Raw genomic sequence first — 26938 nt, 5'->3', positions numbered from 1 at the left:
GATAGGCTCTGGCCCCGATGGACACCGAAGCACAGCACACGGAGCGCGACCGCTCTCCCGAACCCGCCGAGCAGGCGGGGGACGGCGAGGGGTCGCGCTCCGCGCGTATATCCCCGGCGGATCCGGCCGACCCAGCCGCTGAAGCCGCCCCGTCCTGGCGCTCCTGGCGCAGGGCCGGCGTGCTCGGGTGCGTATGCGTGATCTTTCTGCTGTTGTTCAGCACCTTTGTGATGCAGCCGTTCCTGATCCCCAGCAGCTCCATGGAACCGGGCCTCAAGGTCGGCGACCGGGTCCTCGTGAACAAGCTGGCGTACCGTTTCGGTGCCGAGCCGCAGCGCGGTGATGTGGTCGTCTTCGACGGCAGTGGCTCCTGGGGGAACTCCGACTACATCAAACGCGTCGTGGGTGTAGGCGGTGACCGCGTGGTCGCGCGTGGCAAGGACGGGAGGATCGAGGTGAACGGCGAACCGGTGGACGAGGGCTACCTGTATTCCGGGGACGCCCCCTCGACGGTGCCGTTCGACGTCGTCGTGCCCGAGGGCAGGCTTTTCGTCCTCGGTGACCACCGCAGCGACTCCAGCGATTCCCGCGACCACCTCGGTTCGCCCGGCGGCGGCATGGTGGCCGTCGACACGGTGATCGGCAGGGCCGACTGGGTCGGCTGGCCGGTGGGCCGCTGGACCTCCATGGACCGCCCCGGTTCCTTCGACCGCGTGCCCGAACCGGGCGGCCCGCATGGGTAACCGCGGCCGTACGCGGACCGGCCACCGCCTCGACACCCGGCTGCCGACCGGGTCCCGGCCGACCAGCGGGCCCGTCCTGCCGGGCCGGGCCGAGCGGCGCAAGCTGGCCCGCAAGGTCAAGCGGCGCAGAAGGCGCTCGGCGGTCAAGGAGATACCCCTCCTCATCGGCGTCGCCCTGCTGATCGCCCTCGTACTGAAGACCTTCCTGGTCCAGGCGTTCGTGATCCCCTCGGGCTCGATGGAGCAGACGATCCAGATCGGCGACCGGGTCCTGGTCGACAAGCTCACCCCGTGGTTCGGGTCCAAGCCCGAGCGCGGTGACGTCATCGTCTTCAAGGACCCCGGCGGCTGGCTCAAGGCGGAGCAGCAGGCGCCGAAGAAGGACGACCCCGTCGGCATCAAGCAGATCAAGCAGGGCCTGACCTTCATCGGGCTGCTGCCCTCCGCCGACGAGCAGGACCTGATCAAGCGGGTCGTGGCGGTCGGCGGGGACCGGGTGAAGTCCGACGGCAAAGGCGGCAAGGTCACCGTCAACGGCGTACCGATAGCGGAGCCGTATCTGAATCCCGGCGACAAGCCCTCGCTCATCAAGTTCGATGTCACCGTCCCCGAGGGCCGGCTCTTCGTGATGGGCGACCACCGGTCGAACTCCGCGGACTCCCGCTATCACCTCACCACGAAGTACCACGGCACCGTCTCCGAGGACGAGGTCGTCGGCAAGGCCAAGGTCATCGCCTGGCCCTTCGGGCACTGGAGCAAGCTGGAGCAGCGCGACGCCTTCGCGGCCGTCCCCGATGCGGCCGGCGTGCGTGGCGGGTCGACCGCGGCCCTCGGCGCGTCGCATAGGCTGGGGACCGACGAACGGAACGTGGAAACCCGCCTCCCGACCCCTGCGGAACTCCCGCTCGTTATGGGAGTGGTAGGCCTGCATCGCCTATGGCGCAGGCAGTCGCACGGAACGAGGAGTGGATGTGGGGGATTTGGCCGTCGGCGCACGATCCGGACACGACGAACCCGAGGATGAGCGCGACGTGATCAGCGACGGTTCCCCAACCACTGGTGGAACGGACACCGATGCGGTCGGCGACGCCGACCCTTCCGGCAACAGTGCCGACCCTTCAGGCAACAGTGACGACAACGAGCCCACGGGAGGGTCGAGGCATCGCTCCTTCTGGAAGGAGCTCCCGCTCCTCATCGGTATCGCGCTGATCCTCGCGCTGCTGATCAAGACCTTCCTCGTGCAGGCCTTCTCCATCCCGTCGGACTCGATGCAGAACACCCTGCAGCGCGGCGACCGGGTCCTGGTCGACAAGCTCACCCCGTGGTTCGGCTCCAAGCCGGAGCGCGGCGAGGTGGTCGTCTTCCACGACCCGGGCGGCTGGCTGCAGGGCGAGCCCGCGCCCAACCCCAACGCGGTGCAGAAGGCGCTGAGTTTCATCGGCCTGATGCCGTCCGCCGAGGAGAAGGACCTGATCAAGCGGGTCATCGGCGTCGCCGGGGACACGGTGGAGTGCAAGGGCACCGGGCCGGTCCGGGTCAACGGCAAGGCGTTGAACGAGCCTTATGTCTACCCGGGCAACACCGCGTGCAGCGATGACAACGGCGGCGGCCAGTTCAAGGTGACCGTCCCCGCCAACAAGATCTGGGTGATGGGCGATCACCGCCAGAACTCCTCGGACTCCCGCTACCACCAGACGAATCCGGGCGGCGGCTTCGTGCCGGTCGACAACGTCGTGGGCCGTGCCGTCGTGAAGGCCTGGCCGATCAACCGCTGGGGCACGCTCCCGGTCCCGGACACCTTCGACCAGCCGGGCATCAACAGCGCGGCCGCGCTGGCGCCGGGGGCGCTAGGTGTGGCGGGTGCGGTGCCGCTCGTGCTGTGGCGCAGGCGGGGTCTGACCGGTGGCCGCAAGCAGAGGGTTTCTGGCGGCAGTACCGCCGGGTAGTGTGCCGTCCCAGATCGCCGATCTTCCGCGCGGACACTTCCGTGCGGGGATCGATTCTCCGAGGTGGGGGCTGGGATGAGCAGAACGCGTCGTACGGACGAGGGCCAGGGCAGGCTCGGCAGCAAGCTGTCGGGTATCGCCGTGGCCCTCGGCTGTGTGCTCTTCCTCGGCGGCTTCGTCTGGGGCGCGATTCTGTACCAGCCGTACACCGTGCCGACCGAGTCGATGTCGCCGACGATCAACGGCGGCGACCGCGTCCTCGCGCAGCGGATAGACGGCAGCGAGGTGCGCCGCGGTGATGTGGTCGTCTTCCAGGAGAAGGCGTGGGGCGACCAGCCGATGCTCAAGCGCGTCGTCGGAATCGGCGGCGACAAGGTCGCCTGCTGCGCCGCGGACGGCCGTCTGACCGTCAATGGAAAGCCGATCGCAGAACCGTATCTCCCGAAGGGCGCGGCCGCCGCGGTCGGCGGCATCCCCAAGACCGAGGTGCCGAAGGGGCGGCTCTTCGTGCTCGGCGACGAGCGCAATGGCTCGCTGGACTCCACTGCCCACCTCGAGGACGCCGTGCAGGGCTCCGTGCCGCGCAGCGCGGTCAAGGCCCGGGTCGACGCCGTGGCCTGGCCCATGAACGGCATGCTGGAGAGCCCCAGCGGGTTCGAGGCGCTGCCCGGCGGGATCTCGGAGCCCGGGCCGCTGCGGCTGGTGCTCGCCGCGGTGGTGGCCGGTGTGGTGCTGATCCTGGGCGGGGCGGCGTACGGGCCCCTCGCCAAGGCGATGAGCGGCAAGGGCGCACCGCGCCGCAAGGAGCCGGCCGGTGTCCGCTGAGCCCGCGGCGGCCGCCGCCTCCGGGCCCGCCGCGGAGCCCTCGGCGGGCCTGCGGAAGGTCGCCAGGGTGGTGCTGCTCGACCCCGAGGACCGGATCCTGCTGATGCACGGGCACGAGCCCGAGGACGCCGGGGACGACTGGTGGTTCACTCCCGGTGGCGGCCTCGAGGGCGACGAGACGCGGGAGCAGGCCGCGCTGCGCGAGCTGGCGGAGGAGACCGGCATCACGGATGTGGAGCTCGGGCCGGTGCTGTGGCGACGGGTCTGTTCTTTCCCGTTCGCCGGGCGCCGCTGGGATCAGGACGAGTGGTACTTCCTCGCCCGTACGAAGCACTCGGCCATGTCGGCGCCGCGGATCGGTGACGGCCTGACCGAGCTGGAACGTCGCAGCGTCGCCGGAATGCGGTGGTGGACGTGCCAGGAACTCTCCGCCTCGCATGAGACGGTGTATCCGACCAGGCTCGCCGAGCTGCTGCGCAGGCTGCTCGACGAGGGTCCTCCGAGCAGTCCCGAGGTCCTCGACACGGAAATCGTCTAGGGGCACGCGGGGCTGGCGCACAATAGGGGGACGCACGGCTGAAGGGGAACATGCCATGAGCGCCGAGGACCTCGAGAAGTACGAGACCGAGATGGAGCTGAAGCTCTACCGGGAGTACCGCGACGTCGTCGGTCTGTTCAAATATGTGATCGAGACCGAACGGCGTTTCTACCTCACCAACGACTACGAGATGCAGGTGCACTCGGTCCAGGGTGAGGTCTTTTTCGAGGTGTCGATGGCTGACGCCTGGGTGTGGGACATGTACCGGCCTGCTCGTTTCGTGAAGCAGGTGCGGGTGCTCACGTTCAAGGACGTGAATATCGAGGAGCTCAACAAGAGCGATCTCGAGCTGCCGGGCGGCTGAGCCACCTCTGACGGGTGACCGAGTTATCCACAGCTGAGCGGTTGTCCACCAAGATCCACCGGCTGGGTGCGGATGCGCCACCTTCGAGACCGGAGGTGGTGCCGAATGAACGCACGAGGAGCACTCGGCAAGTACGGCGAGAACCTGGCGGCCCGACGCCTGGCCGAGACCGGCCTGACGATCCTGGCCCGCAACTGGCGGCCCGGCCGCAGCGGTGAGATCGACATCGTCGCGATGGACCGCGACGCGCTGGTCATCTGCGAGGTCAAGACCCGAAGAGCGGGTCCGGTGGGGCCGGACGGCACCGCCGAGCACTTCGAGCAGCCGATGGCCGCCCTCACTCCGGCCAAGGCCGACCAGCTGCGCGGCCTCGCCGAGATCTGGCTGCACCAGCACGGCGGGCCGCCCGCAGGTGGGGTGCGGATCGACTTCGTGGGCGTCGTGCTGCCCTCGCGCGGGGCCCCCGTCGTCGAGCACGCGCGGGGGGTGGCCTGATGGGGTTCGCGCGTACGTGCTCGGTGGCGCTCGTCGGGGTGGAAGGCGTCGTCGTCGAGGTGCAGGCCGATCTGGAGCCGGGCGTGGCCGCGTTCACGCTGGTCGGACTCCCTGACAAGAGCCTGACCGAGAGCAAGGACCGGGTGCGGGCCGCCGTGGTCATCCCTGTCAAGTCAGCGTGTTGAGATCTTCAGGGCCCGGAGGGCCCGGCTGTTCGCGGTCGGGGCGGGGGCGCCGGAGGTGCCCCCGCCCCGGAGATCTGTGAGCCGCGCTGTCACTCGTCCGTGCGGAATTGCCTGCGCTGGATCGGGACGACATTCGAGCGGGAGTCCATGAGTGTCTCGCGGAGTTCTTGATTCTCCAGGGTGAGCTGGTTGACGACTCGGATGAGTGCCGGGACGTCGGCTCGTAGTTGATCGAGTTCCTTGTTCTTGTTGGAGATCGTCTCTTTGAGTTTCACTATCTTCTGGCGAAGGCGGGCCTCGACGTCCGGTGTCGCTCCGCGTTCTTTGACGTGTTCGTAGAACTCGTTCTTCAGGTCGAGGTGCCGTTGGGTGAGGGCATTTCTAGGGACGCCGGCTTCCTGGGCAAGGGCAACGATGGTGAGGGCTCCGTTGGATGCCTGCGGGGTTCCGGCGAGGATGCGCTCCATGGCGTCGCGGATGCGGTCGCGTTCATCGAGGGCGGGAGTCATGAGGCTTCCTGAAGTGTGACGCGGGTGCGGTCGTGGTGGTCGGCGATGGCCCGGAGTTTGGTGGCGTTGACTCGCAGCCGGTCGCCAACTGGCTGGGGGGTGCTGGCGGCACGGTTGTCGAGCGCATCGGCTCGCTCGCGGATCCGGGCGACGTGCTGATCGGTGCGGACGATGTTCCCGCAGCCGGGAACACAGTGGTCCAGGCTGGGGGTGTCCTTGACGTCATCGCGGTGGCATAGGGCCTGTTCGCGCCGGTAGTGGCAGAGCAGGAGGGCTTGCGGATTGTCGTGGATCATCTCGCTGTCGTTCTCCAGGAGACGACGGGCAGTGATCGCGTTGATTGTGGTTCCGGCAAATCGCGGCGCCTGAGCGGCAGTTCTGATGGCCCTCCGGGCCGCAGGCCCGGAGACGCCTTCACCGGCTTCGAGGGCGTCGTGGAGTTCGGCAACGGTGTCGGCGACGGCCAGGACCGTCGCCATGTCGACCAGTTCGTGGATGCCGCCGCGGCTGCGGGATGCGTACCCCTCTGAGACCAAGGTCGTCCGCAGGTGCCCATATTGAATCGCGAGAGCGACCAGGCCGTTCGGTCGGCGGGCGATGTGCCAGGCGAGGGACCGCCGGAAACGCTCCATGCCGATGTTGCCGTGAGGGTCGGGCGGGATGACCTCGTGGATCACGCCGTGGGTGGTTGCCTCCTCGTTTGCCCAGACGATGAAGTCCTCGATCCGGGTGCGGAGGGCATCGGACTTCAGAGAGCCGGTGCCCGCGCGAGATGCGAGCAGGTCGTGAGCCTGGTGGTCAAACAACAGGTGGCCCGCGGGGACCATCTGCTCCAGGACGCGGATGGCGTTGACGACTGGAGTGATCGCGACCCAGGGCACTTCGCGTTCGGCGCCGGAGGGAGCGTGATTGCCGTCCTCGTCAGTCGCGGTCTTGTATTCGTGGCCGCGGATCAAGTGCCGACCGACCGTCCCGTCAGGGCCCGGGGCGGGGTCGGGGCAGCAGCCGGCCCGCAGCCCGAGAACTTCATCGGGCCGCATTCCAGTCAAATACGACAGGGCCACGAAAGCGGCTGTTCCAAGGTGCCGCATCAGGCTCGCGCCCTCACTGAAGTCGATCTCCTTCCGCCAAGGGCTGCCGTTGATGCGGCCGGTCACGGGCGTGGCCAGTGGGCAGCGGCCCGGTCGGCGGTGGACTGCGGCGATCAGGTCGTGCTTCCGGACGAACTGGTCGATGACGTTCTTGGAAGCGCCGGTGAGGCCGCCGATGTAGTGACGGGCGAGGCCCGGCTGGCCATTGTTCAGGGAACTGGGCAAGGGGGCGTCGGCAGCAAGCAGCGGGGTCAAGAAGGCGGCCAGGGCGGCTCGCCCTTCTGGTGTCGCGCGGCTGGTGCGGGCGATGTCCCGCAGCCGCTGGACTTCATTCCAGGCGGCAAGGATGTCCGCCGAGAAGTCGTCGATCATGCGGATTGCCCAGACAAGCAGAGGGCCCATGGTCTGTTCGGCGATGGGCTCGACGCTGTTTTCCCCGCCGGTGGAGGTCGCGGCCGGGAGGTAATCGTCCACTCCCAACTCGTCCCAGGGCGGCCGGGCGATGCCGGTGGGACGGGCGGAGAGCTCACCGAAGGCCCAGAGCCGCGTCAAGGCGCCCAGGATGCGTTCGACGCGGTCCCGGCGGGAGTACTTCTCGTTCAGGTGCAGGGCGTACTCCTGCAGCACCGTGGTGTTGCAGGACGCGAGGGAAGTGATGTCCCGCTTGGTCAGCCATGTCGCGAAGTGCGACCAGTCGCGCACCGTCTCGGCGGTGCGCTCGCCGCCGAGGCGGGAGCGGAACCGGTTGCCTCGTTCTTTGACGTATGTGGGTCTGAGCTGGCCGTTGATCATGGTCCAGGCGATCAGTCGTATCTCGTCCTGGAAGACCGGAGGGCAGTTGCTCCAAAGGATCGTGGTCTTGGTCGCGCTCGGCTTGTCGGTGAGCGGGGCCAAGGACCAGACCGGATCCGCGTACTGGTTGTTGAGATGAGCATGAACAGCAACGACGCGGTGTCCGGGAACCACGAGCGTGGCGGGCGTGGGCAGGGCGAGGCAATAAGGGTCAACCTCAGGTGCGGTGGTCACGTGTCGAGGCTTCCGTTCAGCAACAGGTCGATGAGGTCACGGTCGGCGTCCGTGACGCGGGCAAGACCCTGTTCCCACGTCCCGTCGCCGAGCTTGACCTTCAGGTCATCTAGCTGAGCGTGAGCATCGCCCCAGTCCTTCGCCCAGGTGCGAGTGGGCAGAACCGAGCGGAGGTTGCCGAGTGCGTGGTGCAGGTGGGTCAGGCGGGGGTGATGCCCCGGGTGAACGCTCGCGTTTTCGCAGCCCAGACACATCAGGAAGGAGGCGCCGCAGCCCCCGTCCGGTGCCGGGTAGGGACCGTGGTCGAAGTCAGAGCAGTCCGCCGTGGCGGTCTCCGTGTGCTCGGGGTCCGGCGCGTCGGTCAGCTGGGCGAGCAGCACCGCTGTGCGGGCTCGAGCTGCGGCGTCCTCGGCCCCGCTCGCGATGACCTCGATCGCGTCGGCCTGGACGCGCTTGTCGACGAGCGCGTATGAGCGGTCATGGGTGTCCTGATTGTGTTGGGTGGGCTCGCGCCGATCGACCGCAACAACCGTCCGCCGCCCCCGCTGGAACGGCGAGCCCGTGAAGCCCAGTTGCTGGGCCCATTCCTGGGCATCGTCGTGAGACAGCCCGAAGGAAAACACATCGATTGAGGGATGCCGGTCCCTATTCTCGCGGTCGCGGTCGGGCCGGTTCGAGCGCCAGACGACCAAGAGGTCGGTGCCGGGGGCGAGCTTCTCGACTGCGGCGCGGGCGAACCGGGTGGCCTGAAGGGCCTGCGTGACCAGACGCCCGCGGGAGTCGGCGCCGTCGTCGGTGACGTTCCTGGTCTCGAAGTAGTTGCCAGCACCACGACGCCGCTTTTCCACCGGAATCCGATAGGTGGGATGGCCGTCCTCGCCTTGATCCGGCAGAGCCTGAGGCACGTTGGCCCGGTCGATGGTGGAGAGGTTCCAGCCGTACTCGGCCAGCAAGAGGATGCCGAGCGCGGTCGCCTCCATCCGCGACAAAAACAGCCGCTGCCACGTGTTCTCGGCCCGGCCACCACCCAGGATCCTCCGGTAATAGGCCAGGGGCTCCCGCTTCTTGTCGCCTCCGCGGACGTATCGCGGGACATCTGCCGTGCGAGCGATGTGCTCCAGGGCTTCGCCGACCATCCAGTCCTGGCTGGTTCGGGGGAAATCTCCCCGGTGCCACCGGTCGAGATGACGAGCGTTCTCGTCGATCCGCAACAGTGCAGCCCGGAACATCCGCCGGGCCGCCGTCCTGATCTGGTCGAACTCCGCCTCGGCGTATGACTGTGTCTGACTCTTCGGCCGCGGGACCCGCCTGGCCAGGGCGTCGGCCACCGGCCCTGACTGCAACCGGTCGTCACCGCGCAGTAGGCGGGCGGTGTAGTCGAAGGTGTTGCAGCCTCCGGCAGTCTTCGACAGGCTCTGCCACCATCGGTTCACCAAGGCGCCGGTGAGTTCGTCGAGGTCACCAGGAGGTTGATCCTGCTTGGCCAGAAACGACGAGAACAGCGTCAGCTGGCGCCAATACATCTTCGACGAGCCGTGCGACCGCCACCGATGGGGCGTGCACTGTGCGGCGAACAACATCGCGAGTGAGCGCTGCATCGGCTCGGCGACCGGCAGAGTAGTGAAGTCGTACTCCTTAACGCGTTGTTCCCTGTTGTAGTGGTGCACGACCAGGCCGTTGGAGCTCAGCGGCTCGGGGCGGACGTGGTCGGCCGGCGGCAAGGACGCCCGGCGTCCGCGCGGGCTCATGCGGCACCGCCTGTGGCGGGCTGCATGCGGTCGTCGATGTCCTGGATGCCCTCCGACTCCCGGGCGATGCGGGCGAAGACGGCATCCAGCTCGGGCATCGGCGCCTCGATGCGATCCTCGGCCGTGGCCAGCATCGCCCGCAGTTGCAGATCCGCGACGGGCGCGAGGTAATGCTTGACCGTCGTGTCCCGCGAGGCGTGACCCAGCAAATTCTGGACCATGAACCACGGATCGCCGTAGAGCAGACGGAAATCCCGGCGTTCCTCCGGAGTCAGTCCGTAGCGCTGATCCAGCAGATGGTTCAGAACAACCAGCATGAACAGGGCAAAAGAATGCCGGGCGGCGTGCGGGGTCGCGTAGGGCGCGAAGACCTGGTGCGGGTCCTTCCGCAGGTGCTCGGGCGGGGTGAGTACTCGCTCGCAGCGTTCGTTCGCCGTGCGGAAGACGCTCTCCCACGACGACGGCTCGAACGGCAGCCCGCGCTCGTTCAACCAGAGCCATAACGGCTCAGGACCATTCGACCTGTCCTCGAACAGCAGCGTCCTCTCCTGCCAAGTCAGCAGGTTGAGTTCCCGTTCCCCGATCACACCGTTCCGATCGCACCAACGGACCTTCGGCTTCAGCCCCCGGGTCACCTCCAACAGCATCCGCATCTCGGGCAGACGGTCATAACGGCCGGCCTTCTGAGCCTTCCGCACCGCCCAGGCCCGCGACGACGCGACGTACGACTCCACGTCCCCAATCGCCTCGGAGGAGACGTAATACGTGCGTTGCTTCTTCGACCGAGTCACCTCGGCGGCGACTTGGCCGCGGTAGTAACGGCCGCCGCCCAGCCGTCGTTTCGGAACCTCGAACGTCAGCAGAGAGCTGCCCTCGCCCAGCCGCAGGCCCGAGGAGACTAACGTCCGAGCAAAAGCCACGTTGCGGTCCTCCAGCCGGCCCACCCAGCCCGGCTCCGGCGCCCCCTCACGGGTATGGCCGCGAAGCCCGACGTCGATCCAGCGGCGCCAGGTCCTCGGCGTCAGCCAGTGCACGTTGCTCGGTCGGGCGTCATCCGCCCTCTGCTCGGGGACCAGCAGGCTCTCCCCGTTCCGCCCGAGCACCTGCTTCATGAGGACCGGATTGCGCGTGAGATAGCCCGCCTTCTTCGCCCACGAGTACAAACTCATGATTGCGGACAGTTCCCGGTCCCACTTCGAGCCGCCAATACGGTCCGGGTTCGCCGAAGCGAAACGGCGCCAGTCCTCGTAATTCTCCAGATCCTTCGACGTCGCCTCGAGCCACGTCTTCCCTCGGGACCACAGCGCGGTCAACAACAGGGCGATATCCGTTGTGTAGTTCCGCTTCGTCTCGACCGTGTACCCGCTGAAAGGACGCGACTGCACGTACAGAGACAGCAGCGGATCCACCCGGAAATCCGGAGACAAGAAAATCGGATCGCCAGCCCGTACCCCCACCGCATCCTCGCGAGACGGGAGGTCCTCCCACCCCTCCAGCACGGACTTCCGCACACCACGTCGTACCGCGTCATTTGGCACCCAGAACACACGCCAACTCACCCGACGAGACACCCCTCTTGATCAGCTTCAACACGCTAATTCAACAGGGAAGTGGGCAACTCCGGTGGCGAATGGCCGCAGAAAAAGCTCACGGTGGGGCTCAGTCCTGCCTCGGTGCCCAAGGGCGGCAGCGGCTTCGACCTGGCGATCGCCTGTGCGGTCCTCGGTGCCGCCGAGCGGATCGACCCCCGGGTGCTCGCCGACATCGTGATGATCGGGGAGCTGGGGCTCGACGGTCGGGTGCTGCCGGTGCGGGGTGTACTTCCGGCCGTTCTCGCGGCGGCCGACGCCGGGTACGAGCAGGTGGTGGTGCCGGAGCGGGCGGCGGCCGAGGCCGCGCTCGTGCCGGGGGTCTCGATCCTCGGGGTGCGCAGCCTGCGCCAGTTGATCGCGGTGCTCGCGGACGAGCCGGTGCCGGAGGAGGAGCCGGACGACGTCGGACGGCCGGACCATGGGCTCGCCGGGCTGCTGGCGCCCGGGGCGGGACTGGGCGGCGGCCTGGCCGCGGCACGGGACACATCAGGCTCCGACCTTGCCGAAGTCGCCGGTCAGCTCGAGGCGCGGACCGCTCTGGAAGTGGCCGCGGCCGGTGGGCACCATCTGTATCTGAAGGGGCCGCCGGGTGCGGGCAAGACGATGCTCGCAGAGCGCCTGCCCGCCATCATGCCGCCCCTGACCAGGCAGGAATCCCTGGAGGTGACGGCGGTCCACTCGGTGGCGGGCACCCTGCCGACGGGGCGGCCACTGGTCGAGGTGGCGCCGTACTGCGCACCGCACCACTCGGCCACCATGCAGGCCCTGGTCGGCGGTGGGCCGGGGCTGCCCCGGCCGGGGGCCGTGTCGCTGGCGCATCGGGGGGTGCTGTTCCTCGACGAGGCACCGGAGTTCAGCTCCAAGGCGCTGGACGCACTGCGGCAGCCGCTGGAGTCGGGGCATGTCGTGATCGCGCGGGCGGCGGGGGTGGTACGTCTGCCGGCCCGGTTCCAGATGATCCTGGCCGCCAATCCGTGCCCCTGCGGGCGGTGCACGACGGAGTTCGAGGGGAGCTGTCTGCCCGCCACGATCCGCCGCTATCAGTCCCGGCTGTCGGGGCCGCTCCTTGACCGGGTCGACCTCAATGTCACCGTTCAGCCCGTCACCCGCGCCCAGTTGACGCGGAGTGCGGTGCAGGGTGCGAGCACCGGCGAGGTGGCCGACCGGGTGCGCGAGGCGCGGGACCGGGCCACGGCGCGCCTGCTCGGTACGCCATGGACCACCAACACCGAGGTTCCCGGGCACGAGTTGCGGACCCGCTGGCAGGTGGCTTCCGGAGCGCTGCACGAGGCGGAGTGCGACCTGGAGCGGGGTCTGCTGACCGCGCGGGGCCTCGACCGGGTCCTTCGGGTGGCCTGGACCGTCGCGGACCTGGCGGGGCGCGACCGACCGGAGGCGGAGGACGTGAATCTGGCGCTGCAACTGCGGACGGGGATTCCGCGCGGTGCGGTGGTGGCGGGCGGGGTTTGACGATGGGGGAGGGGCGGGAGTTGGAGCGTTGGGACGGGGCCGAGGAGGGTGATCCCGGAGTTGGGCGCGCGCGGCGCCGTGGGAGCGGGGAAGGTCGGTGGATTGCTGGGGCCGACGGTCTTGCTGGGAGACAGGGCGGGCCGAGCGTGCCGGGGCGAGCTGTGGGACGGAGCGGTTCAGGGGCCGATCTCGGACGGAGTGCATCGAGGGCCGAGGCCGGGTGGGGCGGCTCAGGGGCCGAGATCGCGCGGAGCGCCTTGGGGGGCGAGGCCGGACGGAGCACGTGGATAGCCGGGGCTGCGGACGTCTCGGAGCCGGAGCCGGAGCCGGAGCCGGATACGGATACGGATACGGAGCCGAGGTTGAGGTCGGGGCAGGACCAGGATCAGGATCAGGAGCGGCTGGCGCGGGCTGCGTTGACGCGGGTGCTCGAGCCCGGGGACGAGGTCGGTGGGCAGTGGCTGCGGATCTACGGGGCCGTGGGGCTGATGCGGCGGCTGACCGAGGATGACGATCTGCTGCCCGGTGCCACACCGAAGCGGGCCCAAGGGCTGCGGTTGCGGGCCGCCCGGGCCCGGCCTCAGCGGGACCTGGAGGCGGCCCGTGCCGCAGGGGCCAGGTTCATCTGTCCCGGCGACATGGAGTGGCCGGCCCAGCTCGCGGATCTGGGGGATGCGCAGCCCATCGGGCTGTGGCTGCGAGGGCCGGCCGACCTGCGGATATGGGCCCTGCGCTCGGTGGCGGTCGTCGGCTCGCGGGCCTGCACGGAGTACGGCGCCCACACGGCGGTCACCCTCGGGGCGGGGCTCGCGGAGCGTGGCTGGGTCGTGGTGTCCGGCGGGGCGTACGGCGTGGACGGGGCCGTGCACCGCGGGGTGCTCGGGGCGGGCGGCGCCACGGTGGCCGTGCTGGCGAGCGGGGTCGACATGCCGTATCCGCGGGGGCATGCGGGGTTGCTCGACCGGATCGCGGAACAGGGCATCCTGGTGGGCGAGTTGCCGCCGGGCGACCATCCCACGGCCTACCGGTTCATCCAGCGCAACCGCGTGATCGCGGCGCTCACCCGGGGCACCGTCGTGGTCGAGGCCGCGTACCGCAGCGGAGCGCTGGTGACCGCGAGGGCGGCGCAGCGGCTCGGCCGGCACACCATGGGCGTGCCAGGCCCGGTCACGAGTCCGCTCTCGGCCGGGGTGCATCAACTCCTGCGTGGTGAGGGTGTGCTGGTGGGTGATGCCGCGGAAGTGGTGGAGCTGGTCGGCGACATGGGCGATCTCGCGCCGGAGCGGCGCGGTCCCGTGGTGCCGAGGGATCTCCTCGAGCCGCCCGCGGCGCGGGTGCTCGCCGCGTTGCCGGCCCGGGGAGCGGTGTCCTTGGCCGACGTTGCGCGGGGTGCGGCGACGCCTTTGGACGACACCGTCGGCAGGCTGTACGAACTGCAGTCACTGGGGTTCGTCGAACGACACGGCGACGGCTGGCAGTTGACACGCCAGGCGATCATGTCCGTATTTCCGTCTCGGGAAGGGGGCGGCAAGGAGGGTGACAAGGGGGCTGACCATAGGCGTTGAGCTGTCCGGATGATCCCCGATGACCTTGGCAGATTCTGTGATCGGGGCCCCGTCGCCGGACCGGAGCGGCCGCCGGATCGACCGTGTGGGGCGAGCAGCTGAACGTATCTGCGCAGGCGCGATCCCTTACTCTTCGCTCACTGCGACACTCCAGTCACGCTACGCTCACAAGGCTTCCGGCTCCGACACGCACACTCAACTCGATTCACAGCAGAACGGCTCAAGGCGACGAATGCCCCAGCACACCTCCGGGTCTGACCGCGCGGCAGTTCCCCCTGCTGCCCGTGGCAGCGTGCGACCGCCCGCACCTTCGTCGCTCGACGAGCTGTGGCGGTCGTACAAGGCGACGGGCGACGGACGGCTGCGCGAGCAGTTGATCCTGCACTACTCACCGTTGGTGAAGTACGTCGCGGGCCGGGTCAGCGTGGGGCTGCCGCCCAATGTGGAGCAGGCGGACTTCGTGTCCTCCGGGGTCTTCGGGCTGATCGACGCGATCGAGAAGTTCGACATCGAGCGGGCGATCAAGTTCGAGACGTACGCGATCACCCGCATCCGGGGCGCGATGATCGACGAACTGCGGGCCCTGGACTGGATTCCGCGCTCCGTTCGGCAGAAGGCGCGGGCCGTCGAGCGCGCCTACGCCACGCTCGAGGCGCAGCTGCGACGTACGCCCTCGGAGGCTGAGGTCGCCGCCGAGATGGGCATCCAGATCGAGGAACTGCACGCTGTCTTCAGCCAGTTGTCGCTGGCGAATGTGGTGGCTCTGGAGGAGCTGCTGCATGTCGGGGGCGAGGGTGGCGACCGGCTGAGCCTGATGGACACGCTCGAGGACACCGCTGCCGACAACCCGGTGGAGGTCGCCGAGGGGCGCGAGCTGCGGCGGCTGCTCGCGCGGGCGATCAACATGCTGCCCGAGCGCGAGAAGACCGTGGTCACCCTCTACTACTACGAGGGGCTCACGCTCGCGGAGATCGGCAATGTGCTCGGTGTGACCGAGAGCCGGGTGAGCCAGATCCATACGAAGTCGGTCCTGCAGCTCCGGGCGAAGCTGGCGAGTTTCGGGCGCTGAGGCCGGGCGGCAAAAGGTGCCCGGAGCGGTCGGGGGACGGTTCGGGCCCCGGTAGGTGCGCCACCTCCGTAAAGTGGAGGCGTGCCTAGGATTCGAGCGGCCTCTGTGGCCGAGCACCGGTCGATGCAGCGTGGCGCCCTTCTGGACGCCGCGAGGTCCCTGCTGTCCGAGGGCGGTACGGAGGCGCTGACCTTCCCCGCACTCGCCGAGCGCACGGGCCTGGCCCGGTCCTCCGTGTATGAGTACTTCCGGTCCCGGGCGGCCGTGGTGGAAGAGCTCTGCGAGGTCGACTTCCCGGTCTGGGCGGCCGAGGTCGAGTCCGCGATGGAGCAGGCCGATACGCCCGAGGGCAAGGTCGAGGCCTATGTGCGGGCGCAGCTCGCGCTCGTGGGGGACCGGCGGCACCGCGCGGTCGTGGCGATCTCCTCGAGCGAGCTGGACGCGGGGGCCCGCGAGAAGATCCGAGCCGCGCACGGCGGCCTCATCGCCATGATCGTCGAGGCGCTGGATGCCCTGGGACACGAGCAGCCGCGGATGGCGGCGATGCTGTTGCAGGGCATCGTGGACACGGCGGTGCGGCGCATCGAGCTGGGGGCGGCGGAGGATCCGGCCGCGATCACCGAGGCCGCGGTTTCGATGGCTCTGCGCGGGGTGAGTGGCTGACTCGGGCGGGGCCCGGCCCTCGGGCCAGACCCGCTGAGGTCACGGGGCTCCGCCCCCGGACCCCGACGGAGTCCGGCCCGGGAGGGAGACTCTGCCGAGGTCGCGGGGCTCCGCCCCGGACCCCGCTCCTCAAACGCCGGAGGGGCTGAATTTGCCCAACTGCCGGAGGAAGGGCCGATGTTGGGGTCGATGTTGCCCGGTGCCGGAGGGAAGCTGATTGTCCGGCGCCGAACACAGGCTGATGTTGTCCGGCCCTGAACACAGGCTGATGTTGCCCGGCGCCGAACACAGGCTGGTGTACCCGGTGCCAGACTCAGGCTGTTGTTGTGCGGCGCCACACTCCGGCTGAAGTTGCCGGCCGCCGGAAACTACGGTTCCGGCACCCCGGCCACCGGCAGCAGACGCGAAGGCCCCCGCCGCAGCAGGTCGGGTGGCAGCAGGGTCAAGGGATCCAGGTAGGTCTCACCCCGCAGCAGCCCCCAGTGCAGGCACGCTCCGGGGCAGTGGAACGGGCCGGTCTCCATCACCCCCACCACCTCGCCCGCCGCCACCTCGTCCCCCTCCTCGGCCAGCGCCCGCACCGGCTCGTACGTGGTGCGCAGTGGTGGGTCACCCGTCCCGGTGAGTTCGACGGACAGCACGCCCCGGCCCGCCACCCTGCCCGCGAAGGACACCCGCCCCGGCGCCGCGGCCCGCACCTCGGCGCCCGGTGCGGCCGCCAGGTCCACGCCGCGATGGCCGGGCCCGTACGCGGTCGCGGGCGGTTCCCAGGCGCGTACGACCAGAGGTCTGTCACCCACCGGCCAGGCCCGGCCACCCGCCGGGGCATCAGGGCCCGCAGCCGCCAGGGCCCCCGCCGGCGGCACCGCGAAAGCCGCCTCCGGGGCCCGCACCGCGGCCCCGGCCAGGGCCGCGCAGCCCAGCAGCAGTGCGGCCGTCAGCAGGGCCGCAGAACGTAGTCGTCGCATGCCGCACACCGTCCCGCAGCAGGCGGATTCGCGCTGATCATGGCCTGGATCTGTGGAGTACCGACCGGTTGTGGACAGCGGCGTCACCCGGTGCCTCGCGGGTCCCGTACACTTCTTGTGGCGATCCGGGTCACCGGGTCGACTTCGCACGCCCCGACGTCGAGCTCTCCACAGCATCGGCGTCAGCACCCCTCGGTCCCGTACGAAAGTCACGGGCAAGGGCACGCGCCGGGGCGTCAGGAAATAACCGAGAAAACACAAGGAGTACGGCTATGGCCGTCGTCACGATGCGGGAGCTGCTGGAAAGCGGCGTCCACTTCGGTCACCAGACCCGTCGTTGGAACCCGAAGATGAAGCGCTTCATCTTCACGGAGCGCAACGGCATCTACATCATCGACCTTCTCCAGTCGCTGTCGTACATCGACCGCGCCTACGAGTTCGTCAAGGAGACCGTCGCCCACGGCGGCACGGTCATGTTCGTCGGCACGAAGAAGCAGGCGCAGGAGGCGATCGCCGAGCAGGCGACCCGCGTCGGCATGCCCTACGTCAACCAGCGCTGGCTGGGCGGCATGCTCACCAACTTCTCGACCGTCTACAAGCGTCTGCAGCGCCTCAAGGAGCTCGAGCAGATCGACTTCGAGGACGTCGCCGCTTCCGGTCTCACCAAGAAGGAGCTTCTCGTGCTCTCGCGCGAGAAGGCCAAGCTGGAGAAGACCCTCGGTGGTATCCGCGAGATGTCCAAGGTGCCCAGCGCCGTCTGGATCGTGGACACCAAGAAGGAGCACATCGCGGTCGGTGAGGCCCGGAAGCTCAACATCCCGGTCGTCGCCATCCTCGACACCAACTGCGACCCCGACGAGGTCGACTACAAGATCCCGGGCAACGACGACGCGATCCGCTCCGTCACCCTGCTCACCCGCGTGATCGCCGACGCCGTCGCCGAGGGCCTCATCGCCCGCTCCGGTGGTGCTGGTGAGGGCAAGGGCGAGAAGGCCGCCGGCGAGCCCCTCGCCGAGTGGGAGCGCGACCTCCTCGAGGGCGAGAAGAAGGCCGACGAGGCTGAGAAGCCCGCCGAGGCCGCTGCCGCCGAGGCCCCTGCCGCCGCTGAGGCCGAGGCCGAGAAGCCGGCCGAGGCTGCCGCTGAGGCTCCGGCCGAGGCTGCTGCTGAGGTTCCCGCCGAGGCTCCGGCCGCGGACGCCGCCGAGCAGGCCTGACCCTCACCGGTCACAAGAGTTCGGTAGTTGACGGCGGGGGCCCACAAGGCCCCCGCCGTTCACCCGTAGATCTTCAGACTTCGCTTAGAGAGATTTCCGAGAATCATGGCGAACTACACCGCCGCTGACGTCAAGAAGCTCCGCGAGCTCACCGGCGTCGGCATGATGGACTGCAAGAAGGCGCTCGACGAGGCCGACGGCAACGTCGACAAGGCCGTCGAGGCGCTCCGTATCAAGGGCCAGAAGGGCGTCGCCAAGCGCGAGGGCCGCTCTGCCGAGAACGGTGCCGTGGTCTCCATCATCGCCGACGACAACACCTCCGGTGTCATCGTCGAGCTGAAGTGCGAGACGGACTTCGTCGCCAAGGGCGACAAGTTCCAGGCCGTCGCCAACACGATCGCCGAGCACGTCGCCAAGACGTCCCCCGCCGACATCGCGGCGCTGCTCGCGTCCGAGATCGAGGCCGGCAAGACCGTCCAGGCGTTCGTCGACGAGGCCAACGCCCAGCTCGGCGAGAAGATCGTCCTGGACCGCTTCGCGCAGTACAACGACGGCTTCGTCTTCGCGTACATGCACCGCACCATGCCCGACCTGCCCCCGCAGATCGGTGTCCTGGTCGAGCTGGACAAGGCCGACGCCGACGTCGCCAAGGGCATCGCGCAGCACATCGCCGCCTTCGCGCCGAAGTACCTCACCCGTGAGGACGTCCCGGCCGAGGTCGTCGAGACCGAGCGTCGCGTCGCCGAGGAGACCACCCGCGCCGAGGGCAAGCCGGAGGCCGCGCTCCCGAAGATCGTCGAGGGTCGCGTCAACGGTTTCTTCAAGGACGTCACCCTTCTTGGCCAGCCCTACGCGCTGGACAACAAGAAGTCCGTCGAGAAGGTCCTGGCCGAGGCCGGTGTCACCCTGAAGCGCTTCTCGCGCATCAAGGTCGGCATCTGAGTCCGTACCGCGACCGACGGTAGACCCCGCTAGGGTCGACAGCAGTCGCCCGCGTACGACAGCGTCCTACGGAAACTCGTACGACGCCGGACGACCGCAGATCTGACGAGGAGGCCATTGCCGCTGAGGGACGCAAGTACCCACCGGCAATGGCCTTCTTGTATGTGCACCACTAGGAGAGCTCCATGACCAATGGCGATACCACTGCCGACAAAAGCGCCGACGGCAAGACGGCCGGTCGCTTCCTGCTGAAGCTGTCAGGTGAGGCGTTCGCCGGCGGCGGCGGCCTGGGCGTCGACCCCGACGTGGTGCACGCCATCGCCCGGGAGATCGCGGCCGTCGTCCGGGACGGCGCGCAGATCGCCATCGTCATCGGCGGTGGCAACTTCTTCCGCGGCGCCGAGCTCCAGCAGCGCGGCATGGACCGGGCCCGCTCCGACTACATGGGCATGCTCGGCACCGTGATGAACTGCCTCGCCCTCCAGGACTTCCTGGAGAAGGAGGGCATCGACTCCCGCGTCCAGACCGCCATCACCATGGGCCAGGTCGCGGAGCCGTACATCCCGCTGCGCGCCGTGCGCCACCTGGAGAAGGGCCGCGTCGTCATCTTCGGCGCCGGCATGGGCATGCCGTACTTCTCCACCGACACCACCGCCGCGCAGCGCGCCCTGGAGATCGACGCCGAGGCCATGCTGATGGGCAAGAACGGCGTGGACGGGGTCTACGACTCCGACCCGAAGAAGAACCCCGACGCGGTGAAGTTCGACGCGCTCGAGTACGGCGAGGTCATCACCCGCGACCTCAAGGTCGCCGACATGACGGCCATCACGCTGTGCCGGGACAACAAGCTCCCCATCCTGGTCTTCGAGTTGCTCGCCGAGGGCAATATCGCGCGGGCCGTCAAGGGTGAGAAGATCGGCACGCTCGTGAGCGACCAGGGCACCCGGGCCTGACCCACGCCAACTCCCCGGCCCGCCCCGGGGGGATGGACAAACCCCTGCCGGTCGGACACCGTGCAGGAACAAGACGCGACGCAGCCGGCCGCCCGCGAGGACGCATGCCGGGCCTACTCAAGACACGCAGGAGCAAGTGGTGATCGAAGAGACCCTCCTCGAGGCCGAGGAGAAGATGGAGAAGGCCGTCGTGGTCGCCAAGGAGGACTTCGCCGCGATCCGCACCGGCCGTGCGCACCCGGCGATGTTCAACAAGATCGTGGCCGACTACTACGGCGCACTGACGCCGATCAACCAGCTGGCGTCGTTCTCGGTGCCGGAGCCGCGGATGGCCGTGGTGACCCCGTTCGACAAGAGCGCGCTGCGCAACATCGAGCAGGCGATCCGGGACTCCGACCTGGGCGTCAACCCGAGCAACGACGGCAGCATCATCCGTGTGACGTTCCCGGAGCTGACCGAGGAGCGTCGCCGCGACTACATCAAGGTCGCCAAGACCAAGGCCGAGGACTCCAAGGTCTCGATCCGCTCCATCCGCCGCAAGGCCAAGGAAGCGATCGACAAGGCCATCAAGGACGGCGACGTCGGTGAGGACGAGGGGCGCCGCGGCGAGAAGGAGCTCGACGACACCACCCACAAGTACGTGGCCCAGGTGGACGAGCTCCTGAAGCACAAGGAAGCGGAACTCCTCGAGGTCTGATGAACGACTCTTCCTGGGGGGCCCCGCCGCAGCCCGGCTACTGGGGACCGCCCGAAATGGGCCCCGCCCAGGGGCGTCCCCCGGCGGGTCCTGCCTACGATGTGCCTGACGCCCAGCAGACTCGGCCCATGCCCATCGTGCCCGAGGTGCCTGATGCCGGGAGAGACGCTCTCGACGCAGGTAGAGACGCTGGAGACCGCGACGACCGCGAATCGGGGGCCGCTCGGCTGAGCGGCCCCTTGTTCCGCGACGAAATGCCGCAGGAGCCCATGTCCAGCACGCCACCGCCGCCGGCTCAGCCGCCCCAGAAGAAGAGCGCGGGCCGAGACCTGCGTGCGGCCATAGGGGTCGGCGTAGGGCTCGGGGTGGTGATCATCGGGTCGCTGTTCATCGTGAAGGCCGTCTTCATCGGCGTCATAGCGATCGCCGTGGTGGTCGGCCTGTGGGAGCTCACCTCCCGTCTGCAGGAGCGCAAGGGCATCAAGGCTCCGTTGGTGCCGCTCGCCGTCGGTGGTGCGGCCATGGTCGTCGCCGGCTATGTGCGCGGTCCCGAGGGTGCCTGGGTGGCGATGGCGCTGACCGCGCTCGCGGTCCTGGTCTGGCGGATGACCGAGCCTCCCGAGGGCTACCTCAAGGACGTCACCGCGGGTGTCTTCGCCGCGTTCTACGTGCCGTTCCTGGCGACCTTCGTCGCGTTGATGCTCACCGCGGACGACGGTGCCTGGCGGGTGCTCACCTTCCTGCTGCTGACCGTGGTCAGTGACACCGGTGCGTACGCGATCGGCTGGCGCTTCGGCAAGAACAAGCTGGCGCCGCGCATCAGCCCCGGAAAGACCCGCGAGGGCCTGTTCGGAGCGATCTCCTTCGCGATGGTGGCGGGCGCGCTGTGCATGCAGTTCCTGATCGACGACGGCAAGTGGTGGCAGGGCCTGCTGCTCGGGCTCGCGGTGGCGTGCAGCGCGACGCTCGGTGACCTGGGCGAGTCGATGATCAAGCGGGACCTCGGGATCAAGGACATGGGGACCCTGCTTCCGGGACATGGCGGGATCATGGACCGGCTGGACTCGCTGCTGCCTACCGCGCCGGTTGTGTGGCTGATGCTGGTGATCTTCGTCGGTTCCAGCTGATTTCCTTCCGTACGTGATCTGACCTGCGTTTTGTGTGTTGGCGGGCTCGTTGTCCACAGGGCGGCGAGCCCGTCGGCGTATGTCTGGGAGAATGGCTGCATCATGCCCAAGCCCGGAGAACTCACTTTCGTCGCGCCCCGCGGAGCCAAGAAGCCCCCGCGGCACCTCGCCGACCTCACGCCCGCCGAGCGCAAGGAAGCGGTGGCCGCGATCGGCGAGAAGCCGTTCCGTGCCAAGCAGCTCTCGCAGCACTACTTCGCGCGGTACGCGCACGATCCGGCGGAGTGGACCGACATCCCCGCCGGATCGCGCACGAAACTGCAGGAAGCGCTGCTGCCCGATCTGATGTCCGTGGTGCGGAACATCTCCTGCGATGACGACACCACCCGCAAGACCCTGTGGAAGATGCACGACGGGACGCTCGTCGAGTCCGTCCTGATGCGCTACCCGGACCGGGTCACCATGTGCATCTCCTCGCAGGCCGGCTGCGGCATGAACTGCCCGTTCTGCGCGACCGGCCAGGCCGGGCTCGACCGGAACCTGTCGACGGCCGAGATCGTGCACCAGATCGTCGACGGCATGCGCGCCCTGCGCGACGGCGAGGTCCCCGGCGGTCCCGCGCGGCTCTCCAACATCGTCTTCATGGGCATGGGCGAGCCGCTCGCCAACTACAACCGTGTGGTGGGCGCCATCCGCCGCCTCACCGACCCGGAGCCCGACGGCCTCGGCCTGTCGCAGCGCGGCATCACCGTGTCCACGGTCGGGCTCGTCCCGGCGATGCTGCGCTTCGCCGACGAGGGCTTCAAGTGCCGCCTCGCGGTGTCGCTGCACGCGCCCGACGACGAGCTCCGCGACACCCTGGTACCGGTCAATACGCGGTGGAAGGTGCGGGAGGTGCTCGATGCCGCGTGGGAGTACGCGGAGAAGTCCGGCCGCCGTATCTCCATCGAGTACGCACTGATCCGGGACATCAACGACCAGGCGTGGCGCGGCGACCGGCTCGGGCGGCTGCTCAAGGGCAAGCGGGTGCATGTGAACCTGATTCCGCTGAACCCGACGCCCGGCTCCAAGTGGACGGCCTCACGGCCCGAGGACGAGAAGGCCTTCGTCGAGGCCATCGCCGCCCATGGGGTGCCGGTCACCGTCCGGGACACCCGTGGTCAGGAGATCGACGGGGCCTGCGGACAGCTGGCGGCGTCCGAGCGCTGACGGGGCCTCGCAGGGGCGGCCCGGAGCAGCGGGGGTCCCTTACGAGTGCAGTACTGTGCATTCGTACTAATGAAATCCGACAGGGGAGCGCGAACAGCGCTGAGAGTGCGGCAACCTGCCGCAGACCCTCGGACCTGATCCGGGTCATACCGGCGTAGGGAGTCAGCACCATCATGAACATCACCTTTCGGCGTGCCCTGGGCACGGTGCTCTGCGGCGCACTCGGTGCTTCGGCCCTTGCCGCCTGCGGCAGCGACTCCGGCGACAAGGCGTCCGGCGGCGACTCCAAGACCGTGACGCTCGTCAGCCACTCGTCCTTCAACGTCACCCCCGAGGTGCTGAAGGACTTCGAGAAGGCTTCCGGCTACAAGGTCAAGGTGCTCAAGAGCGGTGACGCGGGCGAGGCCGTCAACAAGGCGATCCTGTCCAAGGGCAACCCACAGGGCGACGTCTTCTTCGGCGTCGACAACACCCTCCTCTCGCGGGCCCTCGACAACGGCCTGTTCACGTCGTACGAGGCCAAGGGCCTGGACCGGATCCCCGAGGGCGTCCAGCTCGACAAGGGCGAGCACCGTGTCACGCCCATCGACACCGGCGACATCTGCGTCAACTACGACAAGAAGTACTTCGCGGACAAGAAGCTGGCGCCGCCGCAGTCCTTCGACGACCTCATCAAGCCCGAGTACAAGGACATGCTGGTCGTCGAGAACGCCGCGACCTCCTCGCCCGGCCTCGGCTTCCTGCTCGGCACCGCCGCCAAGTACGGCGACGACGGCTGGCAGGAGTACTGGACCAAGCTGAAGGCCAACGGCGTCAAGGTCATCGACGGCTGGGAGCAGGCCTACAACGAGGAGTTCTCCGGCTCGGCCGGCGGCAAGAAGGCCAAGGCCGACCGCCCGCTCGTCGTCTCCTACGCCTCCAGCCCGCCCGTCGAGGTCGTCTACGCCAAGGACAAGCCCAAGACGGCCGAGGACGCCCCGACCGGTGTCGCCACCGGCACCTGCTTCCAGCAGATCGAGTTCGCCGGCCTGCTCAGCGGTGCCAAGAACGAGAAGGGCGGCAAGGCGCTCCTCGACTTCCTGATCTCCAAGAAGTTCCAGGACGACATGCCGCTCAACATGTTCGTGAACCCGGTCGCCAAGGACGCGCAGGTGCCCGAGGTCTTCACCAAGTTCGGCGCCCAGGCCACGGACCTGCAGACGATGGACCCGAAGAGGATCGCGGACAACCGTGAGAAGTGGCTGAAGTCGTGGCAGTCGCTGGTCGTGAAGTAGGCAAGGCGGTCAAGAAGGTTCAGCTGCGAGGGAGCGCGACGCGGCTCGGTCTGATGATCGTGCCCGTCGTGTTCTTCGGGCTCTTCTTCGCCTACCCGGTCGCCGCGATCGTCGGCCGGGGACTGAAGGCCGACGGCGTCTGGCGCTTCGGCCGGATCGTCGACGTCCTCACCGAACCGGACATCCTGCACGTCCTGTGGTTCACCACCTGGCAGGCCCTCGCGTCCACCGCGCTGACCCTGCTGATCGCCCTGCCGGGCGCGTATGTCTTCGCGCGCTTCGACTTCCCCGGCAAGCAGCTCCTGCGGGCCGTCGTCACGGTGCCGTTCGTGCTGCCGACCGTCGTGGTGGGCACGGCATTTCTCGCGCTGCTCGGGCGCGGGGGCATGCTCGACGAGCTGTGGGGCGTGCGGCTCGACACGACGGTGTGGGCGATTCTGCTCGCGCACGTCTTCTTCAACTACGCCGTCGTCGTACGCACCGTCGGCGGCCTCTGGTCGCAGCTCGACCCCCGCCAGGAGGAGGCCGCGCGGGTGCTCGGCGCCTCCCGGTTCGCGGCCTGGCGCAAGGTGACGCTGCCCGCGCTCGGGCCCGCGGTGGCGGCGGCCGCGCTGATGGTGTTCCTGTTCACCTTCAGCTCGTTCGGCGTCGTCATGATCCTCGGCGGGCCGACCTTCTCGACCCTCGAGGTCGAGATCTACCGGCAGACCGCACAGCTGCTCGCCCTGGACACGGCAGCCGTCCTGACGATCGTGCAGTTCGCGGCGGTCAGCCTGATCCTCGCCGTGCACGCCTGGACGGTACGCCGCCGGGAGACGGCCCTGAAGCTGGTCGACCCGGCGCGGACCTCGCGCAGGCCGCGCGGGGCCGGGCAGTGGGGGCTGCTCGGATTCGTACTCCTGACGGTTCTGGTGCTGATCCTGGTGCCGCTCGGGGTGCTCGTCGAGCGGTCGCTGAGCACGTCCGAGGGGTATGGCTTCGGCTACTTCAGGGCGCTGACCTCGAACGAAGGCGGGGCGTTCCTGGTCCCGCCGATCGAGGCGATCGGGAACTCGCTGCAGTACGCGGCCGCCGCCACGGCCATCGCGCTGGCGATCGGCGGCCTCGCGGCGGCCGCGCTGACGCGGAAGGCCGGGCGGCTGGTACGCGGCTTCGACGCGCTCCTCATGCTGCCGCTCGGGGTGTCGGCGGTGACCGTCGGCTTCGGGTTCCTGATCACGCTCGACAAGCCGCCGCTGGACCTGCGGGCCTCCTGGATCCTGGTGCCGCTGGCCCAGGCGCTGGTCGGGGTGCCCTTCGTCGTACGCACCATGCTGCCGGTCCTGCGCGCCGTGGACGGCCGGCTTCGTGAGGCGGCCGCGGTGCTCGGGGCCTCGCCGTGGCGGGTGTGGCGCGAGGTCGATCTGCCGATGGTGCGGCGGGCGCTGCTCGTCGCCGCCGGGTTCGCCTTCGCCGTGTCCCTCGGCGAGTTCGGGGCGACCGTGTTCATCGCGCGGGCCGACAACCCGACGCTGCCGGTCGCCGTGGCGACGCTGCTCGGTCGGGCCGGGGAGCTCAACTACGGGCAGGCGATGGCCCTTTCGACCATTCTGATGGTGGTGTGCGCCGTGTCTCTGCTGCTGCTTGAACGTGTACGTACCGACAGGACCGGAGAGTTCTGATGGCGCTCCTGGAGCTTGATCAGGTCAGTGTGCGGTTCGGCGGAGCCGGCGGGCATGCCGCCTTGGATGCCGTCGATCTCGATGTCGCCGAGCACGAGATCGTGTGTGTGCTCGGGCCCAGCGGCAGCGGGAAGTCGACGCTCCTTCGGGTCGTGGCGGGGCTGCAGTCGATCGACGGCGGGCGGGTCCGGCTGGACGGGCGCGACCAGGCCGGGGTGCCCGCGCACAAGCGGGGCGTGGGCCTGATGTTCCAGGACCATCAGCTGTTCCCGCAGCGGGACGTGGGCGGGAACGTCGCGTTCGGGCTGCGGATGCACGGGGCCTCGAAGAGCGAACAGGCCGTACGCGTAAAGGAATTGCTTGAACTCGTCGGTCTTCCGGGAGCCGGGCGGCGGGCCGTCGGGTCGCTCTCCGGTGGCGAGCAGCAGCGCGTCGCCCTGGCGCGGGCGCTCGCCCCGCAGCCCCGGCTGATCATGCTCGACGAGCCGCTCGGCCAGCTCGACCGTTCCCTGCGCGAACGCCTCGTCGTCGAACTTCGGGAACTCTTCGGCCAGTTGGGCACCACCGTGCTCGCCGTCACCCACGACCAGGGCGAGGCCTTCGCGCTCGCCGACCGGGTCGTCGTCATGCGGGACGGGCGGATCGCCCAGTCCGGGTCCCCGCTTGAGGTGTGGCAGCGGCCCGCCGACGAGTTCGTGGCACGCTTCCTCGGCTTCGACAACGTGGTCGGGGCGAGCGTGAGCGGCGAGGTCGCGGACACCGCGTGGGGGAAGGTGCCGGTGCCGGCGGGGTCCCGGCAGGGGGCGGCCAGTGTGCTCGTACGTCCCGCAGGTGTGCGGCTCGTGCCGGCGAAGGAAGGGCTGGAGTGCACGGTGGCCGGGCGGACCTTCCGGGGTACGCACGTCGCCGTACATCTGCAGCCCGCGGGTGCGCCGCGGCTCGAGGCGGCCTGTGCGTTGCGGGACGCGCCCGAGGTGGGTCAGCGCGTGGGGGTCGCGTTCGACGCGGCCGACGTGGTGGTCCTCGGCGAGTGAGGGCCCGGCCTGAATACCGGGTGCGGGGTG

At 69.0% G+C, this 26938-nt stretch carries 24 protein-coding genes, 2 pseudogenes and 1 riboswitch; of the genes and pseudogenes, 21 read left to right on the top strand and 5 right to left on the bottom strand.

Annotated elements, in window-relative coordinates; genetic code table 11:
• The first annotated feature begins 17 nt into the window (after positions 1-17).
• The 8 genes and pseudogenes from lepB (OG430_RS15870) to OG430_RS15835 all read left to right on the top strand — a co-directional run.
• Complete coding sequence (gene lepB, locus OG430_RS15870; protein ID WP_327353148.1) at positions 18-743, top strand: signal peptidase I; 726 nt, start codon at positions 18-20, stop codon at positions 741-743.
• Positions 736-1767: a signal peptidase I gene (gene lepB / locus OG430_RS15865; RefSeq protein ID WP_327353147.1), complete on the top strand. Its 1032-nt coding sequence runs from the start codon at positions 736-738 to the stop codon at positions 1765-1767. The genes lepB (OG430_RS15870) and lepB (OG430_RS15865) overlap by 8 nt, the downstream gene beginning before the upstream one ends.
• Entirely contained in the window at positions 1724-2689 is a 966-nt protein-coding gene (lepB, locus tag OG430_RS15860; protein WP_327359115.1) for a signal peptidase I, read from the top strand. The genes lepB (OG430_RS15865) and lepB (OG430_RS15860) overlap by 44 nt, the downstream gene beginning before the upstream one ends.
• 75 nt (positions 2690-2764) lie before the next feature.
• Positions 2765-3514 (top strand): signal peptidase I, encoded by a 750-nt coding sequence (lepB, locus tag OG430_RS15855; protein WP_327353146.1) that lies wholly within the window; start codon positions 2765-2767, stop codon positions 3512-3514.
• Positions 3504-4052, top strand: a complete 549-nt coding sequence (locus OG430_RS15850; protein WP_327353145.1) for an NUDIX hydrolase — start codon at positions 3504-3506, stop codon at positions 4050-4052. Before lepB (OG430_RS15855) ends, OG430_RS15850 begins: the two co-directional genes overlap by 11 nt.
• Positions 4053-4107: 55 nt before the next feature.
• Positions 4108-4416 carry a DUF2469 domain-containing protein gene (locus tag OG430_RS15845; RefSeq protein ID WP_003965949.1) on the top strand — a complete coding sequence of 103 codons (309 nt, stop codon included), beginning with the start codon at positions 4108-4110 and terminating at the stop codon, positions 4414-4416.
• Positions 4417-4521: 105 nt separating this feature from the next.
• Positions 4522-4911 (top strand): YraN family protein, encoded by a 390-nt coding sequence (locus OG430_RS15840; protein WP_327353144.1) that lies wholly within the window; start codon positions 4522-4524, stop codon positions 4909-4911.
• Positions 4911-5072: pseudogene (locus OG430_RS15835) on the top strand (magnesium chelatase domain-containing protein); the annotation flags it as partial. The gene OG430_RS15840 and the pseudogene OG430_RS15835, both read left to right, overlap by 1 nt.
• A 113-nt stretch (positions 5073-5185) precedes the next feature.
• On the opposite strand, the gene OG430_RS15830 reads toward OG430_RS15835, so the two are convergent.
• Genes OG430_RS15830 through OG430_RS15815 form a run of 4 tightly spaced genes read right to left on the bottom strand, consistent with a single transcriptional unit; the run spans position 5186 to position 10879 of the window.
• Entirely contained in the window at positions 5186-5605 is a 420-nt protein-coding gene (locus OG430_RS15830; protein WP_327353143.1) for a hypothetical protein, read from the bottom strand.
• Complete coding sequence (locus tag OG430_RS15825; protein WP_327353142.1) at positions 5602-7722, bottom strand: integrase; 2121 nt, start codon at positions 7720-7722, stop codon at positions 5602-5604. The genes OG430_RS15830 and OG430_RS15825 overlap by 4 nt, the downstream gene beginning before the upstream one ends.
• Positions 7719-9470, bottom strand: coding sequence for a hypothetical protein (locus OG430_RS15820; RefSeq protein ID WP_327353141.1), 1752 nt, complete (start codon positions 9468-9470; stop codon positions 7719-7721). The genes OG430_RS15825 and OG430_RS15820 overlap by 4 nt, the downstream gene beginning before the upstream one ends.
• Positions 9467-10879 carry a site-specific integrase gene (locus tag OG430_RS15815; protein ID WP_327353140.1) on the bottom strand — a complete coding sequence of 471 codons (1413 nt, stop codon included), beginning with the start codon at positions 10877-10879 and terminating at the stop codon, positions 9467-9469. Before OG430_RS15815 ends, OG430_RS15820 begins: the two co-directional genes overlap by 4 nt.
• Before the next feature lie 201 nt (positions 10880-11080).
• Between OG430_RS15815 and OG430_RS15810 the strand changes: the two are divergent.
• The 4 genes and pseudogenes from OG430_RS15810 to OG430_RS15795 form a co-directional block, all read left to right on the top strand.
• Positions 11081-12532 (top strand): annotated as a pseudogene (locus OG430_RS15810) (YifB family Mg chelatase-like AAA ATPase); the annotation flags it as partial.
• 362 nt (positions 12533-12894) lie between these two features.
• The gene (gene dprA / locus OG430_RS15805; protein ID WP_327353139.1) at positions 12895-14097 is read left to right on the top strand and encodes a DNA-processing protein DprA; all 1203 of its coding nucleotides are present in this window, start codon (positions 12895-12897) and stop codon (positions 14095-14097) included.
• Positions 14098-14329: 232 nt separating this feature from the next.
• Positions 14330-15166, top strand: coding sequence for an RNA polymerase sigma factor WhiG (gene whiG, locus OG430_RS15800; protein ID WP_327353138.1), 837 nt, complete (start codon positions 14330-14332; stop codon positions 15164-15166).
• A 105-nt stretch (positions 15167-15271) separates the two neighbouring features.
• Positions 15272-15829: a TetR/AcrR family transcriptional regulator gene (locus OG430_RS15795; protein ID WP_327359113.1), complete on the top strand. Its 558-nt coding sequence runs from the start codon at positions 15272-15274 to the stop codon at positions 15827-15829.
• Positions 15830-16197: 368 nt separating this feature from the next.
• On the opposite strand, the gene OG430_RS15790 is transcribed toward OG430_RS15795, so the two are convergent.
• Positions 16198-16797, bottom strand: a complete 600-nt coding sequence (locus tag OG430_RS15790; RefSeq protein WP_327353137.1) for a M23 family metallopeptidase — start codon at positions 16795-16797, stop codon at positions 16198-16200.
• 272 nt (positions 16798-17069) lie between these two features.
• Between OG430_RS15790 and rpsB the strand changes: the two genes are divergently transcribed.
• The 9 genes from rpsB (at position 17070) to OG430_RS15745 (ending at position 26908) form a co-directional block, all read left to right on the top strand.
• Positions 17070-18011 carry a 30S ribosomal protein S2 gene (gene rpsB / locus OG430_RS15785; protein WP_327353136.1) on the top strand — a complete coding sequence of 314 codons (942 nt, stop codon included), beginning with the start codon at positions 17070-17072 and terminating at the stop codon, positions 18009-18011.
• 105 nt (positions 18012-18116) lie between these two features.
• Positions 18117-18953, top strand: a complete 837-nt coding sequence (gene tsf, locus OG430_RS15780; protein WP_327353135.1) for a translation elongation factor Ts — start codon at positions 18117-18119, stop codon at positions 18951-18953.
• A gap of 185 nt (positions 18954-19138) precedes the next feature.
• Complete coding sequence (gene pyrH / locus OG430_RS15775; protein WP_327353134.1) at positions 19139-19906, top strand: UMP kinase; 768 nt, start codon at positions 19139-19141, stop codon at positions 19904-19906.
• Positions 19907-20045: 139 nt separating this feature from the next.
• Positions 20046-20603, top strand: a complete 558-nt coding sequence (frr, locus tag OG430_RS15770) for a ribosome recycling factor (protein ID WP_327353133.1) — start codon at positions 20046-20048, stop codon at positions 20601-20603.
• A complete protein-coding gene (locus OG430_RS15765) occupies positions 20603-21730 on the top strand; it encodes a phosphatidate cytidylyltransferase (RefSeq protein WP_327353132.1) in 1128 nt (375 codons plus the stop codon). The genes frr and OG430_RS15765 overlap by 1 nt, the downstream gene beginning before the upstream one ends.
• A 102-nt stretch (positions 21731-21832) precedes the next feature.
• Positions 21833-22939, top strand: a complete 1107-nt coding sequence (rlmN, locus tag OG430_RS15760) for a 23S rRNA (adenine(2503)-C(2))-methyltransferase RlmN (RefSeq protein ID WP_327353131.1) — start codon at positions 21833-21835, stop codon at positions 22937-22939.
• A 71-nt stretch (positions 22940-23010) separates the two neighbouring features.
• Positions 23011-23117: riboswitch (TPP riboswitch) on the top strand.
• Positions 23113-24213 (top strand): thiamine ABC transporter substrate-binding protein, encoded by a 1101-nt coding sequence (locus tag OG430_RS15755; protein WP_327353130.1) that lies wholly within the window; start codon positions 23113-23115, stop codon positions 24211-24213. It overlaps the preceding riboswitch by 5 nt.
• A 53-nt stretch (positions 24214-24266) precedes the next feature.
• Positions 24267-25874, top strand: coding sequence for an ABC transporter permease (locus OG430_RS15750; protein WP_327359112.1), 1608 nt, complete (start codon positions 24267-24269; stop codon positions 25872-25874).
• Positions 25874-26908: an ABC transporter ATP-binding protein gene (locus OG430_RS15745; protein ID WP_327353129.1), complete on the top strand. Its 1035-nt coding sequence runs from the start codon at positions 25874-25876 to the stop codon at positions 26906-26908. Before OG430_RS15750 ends, OG430_RS15745 begins: the two co-directional genes overlap by 1 nt.
• Positions 26909-26938 lie beyond the last annotated feature (30 nt).

The sequence above is a fragment of the Streptomyces sp. NBC_01304 genome (assembly GCF_035975855.1).
GTDB lineage: Bacteria > Actinomycetota > Actinomycetes > Streptomycetales > Streptomycetaceae > Streptomyces.
The sequence above is the reverse complement of the archived record's forward strand: the minus strand, read 5'-3'. Positions and strand labels throughout refer to the sequence as shown.

What these genes read in the sequence shown, in the direction of transcription:
- lepB (WP_327353148.1), top strand. Translation starts at nt 18, where the DNA reads ATGGACACCGAAGCACAGCACACGGAGCGCGACCGCTCTCCCGAACCC.
- whiG (WP_327353138.1), top strand. Translation starts at nt 14,330, where the DNA reads ATGCCCCAGCACACCTCCGGGTCTGACCGCGCGGCAGTTCCCCCTGCT.
- OG430_RS15820 (WP_327353141.1), bottom strand. Translation starts at nt 9,470, where the DNA reads ATGAGCCCGCGCGGACGCCGGGCGTCCTTGCCGCCGGCCGACCACGTC.
- rpsB (WP_327353136.1), top strand. Translation starts at nt 17,070, where the DNA reads ATGGCCGTCGTCACGATGCGGGAGCTGCTGGAAAGCGGCGTCCACTTC.
- OG430_RS15755 (WP_327353130.1), top strand. Translation starts at nt 23,113, where the DNA reads ATGAACATCACCTTTCGGCGTGCCCTGGGCACGGTGCTCTGCGGCGCA.
- OG430_RS15845 (WP_003965949.1), top strand. Translation starts at nt 4,108, where the DNA reads ATGAGCGCCGAGGACCTCGAGAAGTACGAGACCGAGATGGAGCTGAAG.
- OG430_RS15840 (WP_327353144.1), top strand. Translation starts at nt 4,522, where the DNA reads ATGAACGCACGAGGAGCACTCGGCAAGTACGGCGAGAACCTGGCGGCC.
- OG430_RS15830 (WP_327353143.1), bottom strand. Translation starts at nt 5,605, where the DNA reads ATGACTCCCGCCCTCGATGAACGCGACCGCATCCGCGACGCCATGGAG.
- rlmN (WP_327353131.1), top strand. Translation starts at nt 21,833, where the DNA reads ATGCCCAAGCCCGGAGAACTCACTTTCGTCGCGCCCCGCGGAGCCAAG.
- OG430_RS15745 (WP_327353129.1), top strand. Translation starts at nt 25,874, where the DNA reads ATGGCGCTCCTGGAGCTTGATCAGGTCAGTGTGCGGTTCGGCGGAGCC.
- OG430_RS15765 (WP_327353132.1), top strand. Translation starts at nt 20,603, where the DNA reads ATGAACGACTCTTCCTGGGGGGCCCCGCCGCAGCCCGGCTACTGGGGA.
- OG430_RS15790 (WP_327353137.1), bottom strand. Translation starts at nt 16,797, where the DNA reads ATGCGACGACTACGTTCTGCGGCCCTGCTGACGGCCGCACTGCTGCTG.
- lepB (WP_327353147.1), top strand. Translation starts at nt 736, where the DNA reads ATGGGTAACCGCGGCCGTACGCGGACCGGCCACCGCCTCGACACCCGG.
- lepB (WP_327353146.1), top strand. Translation starts at nt 2,765, where the DNA reads ATGAGCAGAACGCGTCGTACGGACGAGGGCCAGGGCAGGCTCGGCAGC.
- tsf (WP_327353135.1), top strand. Translation starts at nt 18,117, where the DNA reads ATGGCGAACTACACCGCCGCTGACGTCAAGAAGCTCCGCGAGCTCACC.
- OG430_RS15750 (WP_327359112.1), top strand. Translation starts at nt 24,267, where the DNA reads ATGATCGTGCCCGTCGTGTTCTTCGGGCTCTTCTTCGCCTACCCGGTC.
- pyrH (WP_327353134.1), top strand. Translation starts at nt 19,139, where the DNA reads ATGACCAATGGCGATACCACTGCCGACAAAAGCGCCGACGGCAAGACG.